The sequence below is a fragment of the Paraburkholderia sp. genome (genome assembly GCF_035656215.1).
GTDB lineage: Bacteria > Pseudomonadota > Gammaproteobacteria > Burkholderiales > Burkholderiaceae > Paraburkholderia.
The window spans coordinates 1-5,777 of record NZ_DASRSY010000469.1 but is presented as its reverse complement, the minus strand read 5'-3'; the positions used below and the strand labels follow the sequence as shown (position 1 = coordinate 5,777).

Sequence of the window (5,777 nt, the reverse complement as noted above, 5' to 3'; positions counted from 1 at the left end):
GCCGCGGGTCACAACTTCTGGGTCTACCAACTTTTCGCGGGCGGACTGCTGTTCGGCATCGCGATGCCTTTGGCTACCCTGGCCGCGCTGGCGATCTGCTTCTTCTCGTATCGCTATTGGCGCTCGGTGGTTCCCGACGCGCCCATGCTGCCGGTGCTAGGGCGCGCCATCATGCTGTTTGCCGCGTTGCCGGCCACATCGATCGGTGGCAATCCGCTCGGGCCGCGTTTCTCAGGGCTCATATTCGGCATTGCCCTCGGCTTGATGATCGCCACGCATGCACGATTGCAGCGCGCGCTGCCGGCGCGGGTGAGGCGCGCGCCCACTCCACCGCATTTGCGCCCGGCCGCCATGCCTGAATTGCCAGGCAGAATCCGGCCCGGCATGGGCCGCGCGAATCTCGCGACAACCCTCGGCATGTCACGTGCGGCCACTGCTGCGCCCGGTGCCAGCCACTTCGGCGCGCTCGTGTCGCGCATCTCGACGCGACGTGCCAATCGATCGAATATCGTCCGATGAAAATTCTCCATCTGCTTGCCAGCATCGATCCACGCGCGGGCGGCCCGGTTGAAGGCGTTCGCCGCAGCGGCGTCGCGATGCAGGATGCCGGACACGAAATCGAAGTGGCTACCTGCGATACTCCAGGCGACGCCTACCTCGCCGCCTTCCCATTTCCGGTCCATGCGTTCGGCCCCGTCAACAGCCGCTACAGCTACAGCGCGCAGCTCGCGCCGTGGCTCGCCGCCAACGCGAACCGGTTCGACGCGGTCATCGTGCACGGCTTGTGGCAGTACCACGGCTTCGCGGCATGGAAAGCACTGCGCCGAAGCGGTGTGCCTTACTACGTGTACGTGCACGGCATGCTCGACCCGTGGTTCAAACAGGCTTACCCGCTCAAGCATCTGAAGAAGTGGCTGTACTGGCCGTGGGCCGAATACCGGGTGCTGCGCGACGCACGCGCCGTCATCTTTACGACCGAAGAAGAGCGCACGCGCGCCCGTCAATCGTTCTGGCTATACCGGGCACATGAACGGATCGTGCCGTACGGGACGACCGTGCCACCGCTCGAAGCCGAGCCCTTGCGCGAAGCGTTCCTGCAAGCCGTGCCCGGTTTGCGCGGTAAACGTATCGTGCTGTTTCTCGGCCGCGTCCATGCGAAGAAAGGCTGCGATCTGCTGATTGATGCGTTCGTGCGTGTCGCGAGCCGCGATCAGTCGCTGCATCTCATGATCGCGGGTCCTGACGAAACCGGCTGGGTGGCAAGTCTGCGCGCCCAGGCCCAGGCGGCCGGCATCGCGCATCGCATCAGCCTGCCGGGCATGCTGCAAGGCGATCTCAAGTGGGGCGCGTTTCATGCGAGCGACGTGTTCGTTCTGCCCTCGCATCAGGAGAATTTCGGCGTGGCAGTTGCGGAGGCGCTCGGCTGCGGCCTGCCTGCGCTGATCTCCGACAAGGTCAACGTGTGGCGCGAGATCGAAGCGGACGGCGCGGGGCTGGTTGCCGCCGATACGGTCGACGGTACGGAACAGAATCTCGTGCGCTGGCTCGAACTCGACGATACCGCGCGTGCGGCCATGCGCGCCCAGGCGGTCCGCACTTTCGAAGCACGCTTCCGGGTCGAAACCATGGTCAGCGCGTTGACCGCTCTGCTGGAAACGAAGGGCAACACCGGCGAAACGCGTGAAAACACGCTCACCACGCTGCGCGGGGCTACTCAACCGAGCACTCAGCCGAGCCGGTGATGGTGCGCCGTCTGGCGCGCACCATCACCGGCTGTTCTTCATTGCTCCTTCATCAACGGCATCAAGGCCGAAGCTACGATCGGCACCGTTTCGATTTGAGGCTACCAGGAAACGGGTCGCAGGTTGCCGTCGAACCTCGCCGTGCCGTTCGCGGGTATCGCGACCGCCCGCGAAGCGTTGCCGTAGAACAGGTTCGTCCGCGTCCCTCCTACGCTGGTGAGCTTGACGGAAGACAACGCCCCGCGGCTCCACGCGAGATCCACCGCAAAACCGCCTTTCGCCCGCAGCCCCTTGACGCTTCCCGTACCCCATTGCGATGGCAAAGCGGGCAGCAGCGTGATGCGATCCATCCTGCTTTGCAGCAGCATTTCCAGGATCGCCGCCGGACCGCCGAAGTTCGCATCAATCTGGAATGCCGAAGAATTGCTCGACAGCGCGTAGGCATCGAACATGTTGGCAAACGTACCGTTCACTCCGTCGTTACCCGCCGAGTAGTTCAGCAGCTTCGGAATCATCGAATAGCAGGTGGCGGCATCGTGGAAATGCGCCCAGCAGGCAATGCGCCATGCCAGCCCCCAACCGAACGAGTTGAAGCCGCGCGCGGTCAGCAGCGCCTTCACGCCGGCCACGAGCTTCGGATCGCTGTCGAGCGTGATGCGCTCACCTTCGAACCAGCCGATCAGCGGTGACAGATGCCGGTGCCCCGTTTCGCCGACAACGCTGTCGCTCATCCATTCCTGAAGCTGCCCGGTCGTCGGACTCACTTTCGGTAGATAGAGCTGCGCCTTCATCGTCGCGAGCGTCTGCGCGAAATCTGCATCCTTGCCGAGCAGCTGGCTTGCCGCGACCGTGTTGGTGTACAGATCCCAGACGAGTTCCTGCGCATAGGTAATGCCAAGCTGCTGGTGAGGGCCCTGCTCCGGCGACCAGTCCTTGTCGTCGATCAGCAGCCCCGTCACGGGGTCACGAATCAGGCGCGCCAGCCAGAACTCGCAGGCGGACTTCATCACGGGATAGATATTCGCCAGATAGCGCTTGTCCAGCGTGTACTGATAGTGATTCCACAGCGTGCGGCAATACCACGCGCTCGCGGGCGGACTCCAGTCCCAGCCGATCGAGCCGTAGATGCCGGTCGAAATCGCCACCGTCCAGCCCGCCACTTTGCCATTCGAATTACTGTAATTCACATTGGCGGCATCGTTGAAATGATTCCGGGTGGACTGGACCCACGACGGAAACTGCCCGGTGACGTAATCGGCAAACGGCTGCTGGCACTCCGGCAAGCCGGCGCGGTCGGCGAGCCAGTAGTTCATCTGCACGTTGATGTCGGTGTGGTAATCGGCCATCCACGGTGGGTTGTTCGTGGTGCTCCACAAGCCTTGCAGATTCGCGGGCATCGAGCCGCGCGACGACGAGATCGTGAGGTAGCGTCCGAACTGCACGTACATCGCTTCGAGTTCGGGATCGGCCACGGCGGCGTTCGCCCCGCGCGCCTGCAAGCGGGCCGGGATCGTCATCGCCTTCTGCGCGGCGCTCGAGGTGCCGAGGTTCAGCTCCATGCGCCCGAAGAGACCGCGATAGTCCCGCACATGGCGCCACAACAGATCCCAATAGCCCCGAGACGCGGCGTTCGTCACGTCGGCGATCGTGGTGCTGCGCGGGTTGATGCCTGTCAGGTAACTGTCGACGTAGCGCCCGGTGTAGTCGGTACGCGCAGCAAGGATGATCGTGAGCGCCGGACAATTCTGCAGCGTGATCTGCGCATTGGTGGAGTCGAACCGCGCGATGCCTGCATCCGGAATAACCGACACGTACGTGGCGTACAGCTCTCCGCTACCGCTGACCGAACCCGAAAACGACATCGCGTGATTCGACTCGCCGATGGTCTGCGTGCCCTGCCCGTCGATCAGCGACACGGTGCCGTTATAGGTGCCGCCGTCTGAAGTGAGCCGCACGACGATCACATTGTCGGGAAAGCTGCTGAAGATCTCGCGCCGGTAGGTCCTGCCGCCGACGCTGTACTGCGTGTGCACGAGCGCATTGCTGATGTCGAGCGAACGCTGGTAGCTCGTGGCGCCGGCGTGACCGGGCAGATCGATATAAAGCTTGCCGAGCGACAAGTAGGTGCCCATACCTGTCGTCGTATAGGACAGGTCGACGACGTCCTTGCTACCCGACCACAGCGTGATCTCGTTCAGGTAAAGCGCTTCCCTCTCGCTCGCGCCGCCTGCCAGCGCGCCCAGACGGCCGTTTCCGACTGGCAGGCCCTGAAACTGGATGCTGGATTCGACGGCCGGCTGATCGTATTGGAACAGCAGCGCCTGATCGGCGGAGGTGAGCGGTGAAGCGGCTTGTGCGGACGCCGAGAGTGAATCGGTACTTGGGGAGGGGCCGGTCTCGCTGGCCTGTGCGGAACGTATCGCAGCATGGTTGCCGGTGCCTGCTACCGGCAGAATGGCGGCTACACCGCCGAGCTTGAGGAGCCTGCGACGCTTCTGGTTTACAGATATTTTCATCCTGTTTCCTGGTTCGCGAAGTTTCCCCGAAAATCCACCTATGAATAGTTTGTGCAAATATGCACTTCACAAGGATTCTCCAGACATTAGGTCTTTCCCTCGGTACGCGCGCAGCAAAGCGGCATCAGGATTCGACTGTTTGTCTGGCACGAAGACGCATGGGATACGCCCGCCGAGCGTTTTGTGCATCTGCAAACCGGTGGACGGGACGCGGGAGGGGAACGCAGAAATAACGGATAGAAGCGCGGGAAGGCCAGCCGGTATTTCCCGCTATGTGAGCGGGACGGCAAGGCGTGTGTGCTCGTGCGCGAGACGCCCGAGCATCGAGCCGGTAACAGCGCGCCGTCGCGCGTGCACCGTCACCGGCTGTTCTTCATTGCTCCTTCATCAACGGCGTCAAGGTCGAGGCCGCGATCGGCAAGGTTTCGACTTGAGGCTGCTGCGGCTGCATCGATATCAGCGAACTGTTGGCGGCCTCGCCTCGCATATTGCCGACGATATCCGGGACATCGAGTTGCCGCGCCAGATGCCCGGCGAGGCGTAGCGCAAGCGCGGCGATCGTGATGGTCGGAAAGTTGGCGCCGACAGTCGGAAACACCGAACTGCCCGCCACATAGAGATTGCTTATCCCATGCACCTTGCAATCGCGATCCACCACGCCTTCACGTGGCGAATCATGCATGCGCGTGGTGCCCATGTGATGCCACGTGCCCTCCAGTTTCGCCGGCCAGCGCCGGCCTTCGAGCGGCGCATCGAGTTCGACGTCCGCGATGCCGGTCATCTGCAACTCCTGCGCGAGCAACGCGAACGTTTTGTCGAAGGTGCGCTGCACCTGTTCGCCCAGACGCCACTCCACCTTCACGCGCGGCATGCCGAACCGGTCGCGTTTATCCGCCGACAACGTCACGCGGCTATCGGGATCGGGCACGGCTTCGACAATCGCCTGCAACGTCACGTCGGTGATCAGCGCCGGCCATTGCAAGAGCCGCGTCAAGCCATAACCCACCGTATGCAGCGGGTGCGCGATCATCGTCGCGAGATCGGTTTTCAGGCTGCGGCCCGGCTGGTCTTTCTGCAACAACGCTTCCTTGCAGTGGATCAGCGCCTCGGACCCAGCGGTGCCTTCACCGTACCAGCGCGAATAGAGCCACACGCGCGAATTCAGCAGCTTCTCGCGCTCCATCAACTCCTGCTTCGGTGCGAACTGTGAGGATATCTTCGTACCGTGCGCCGACACGGCGGCATTCTGATAGTGATACTTGATGTCATACAGTTTATTGCGAGCGTTGCCCGGACGAAAACGCACTTTGCCGGACATCATCCGCGGATGATCCATGAAATAGCGGCCCACCAGATCGTTGGCGTTACCGAGACCCGTCGCGTGCACATTGTTCGACGCGAGCAGGAGGCGCGCATTCTCGATGCCGCCCGTGGCCAGCACAAAAATCCGGGCATCCACCGTCATCTTGCGTCCAGTGACGGTCGCCACCTGAAGCCGCGAAATCGACGTGCCCTGAGC

3 protein-coding genes and 1 pseudogene are annotated in these 5,777 nt (G+C 62.7%); 2 read left to right on the top strand and 2 right to left on the bottom strand.

The features are described from left to right. Both VFE81_RS27690 and VFE81_RS27685 read left to right on the top strand, forming a co-directional pair. A pseudogene (locus tag VFE81_RS27690) lies at positions 1-519 on the top strand (hypothetical protein); the annotation flags it as partial. Further along, positions 516-1,742 carry a glycosyltransferase gene (locus VFE81_RS27685; RefSeq protein WP_325047629.1) on the top strand — a complete coding sequence of 409 codons (1,227 nt, stop codon included), beginning with the start codon at positions 516-518 and terminating at the stop codon, positions 1,740-1,742. The pseudogene VFE81_RS27690 and the gene VFE81_RS27685, both read left to right, overlap by 4 nt. Positions 1,743-1,843: 101 nt before the next feature. Here VFE81_RS27685 and VFE81_RS27680 read toward each other — a convergent pair whose 3' ends face one another. Then, entirely contained in the window at positions 1,844-4,258 is a 2,415-nt protein-coding gene (locus VFE81_RS27680; RefSeq protein ID WP_325047628.1) for a glycosyl hydrolase family 95 catalytic domain-containing protein, read from the bottom strand. Positions 4,259-4,631: 373 nt separating this feature from the next. Next, the coding region (locus VFE81_RS27675) for a GMC oxidoreductase (protein ID WP_325047627.1) at positions 4,632-5,777 on the bottom strand (1,146 nt) is incomplete at its 5' end.

Excerpts from the sequence above, each read along its gene's own strand:
- VFE81_RS27685 (WP_325047629.1), top strand. The coding sequence starts at position 516 with ATGAAAATTCTCCATCTGCTTGCCAGCATCGATCCACGCGCGGGCGGC.
- VFE81_RS27680 (WP_325047628.1), bottom strand. The coding sequence starts at position 4,258 with ATGAAAATATCTGTAAACCAGAAGCGTCGCAGGCTCCTCAAGCTCGGC.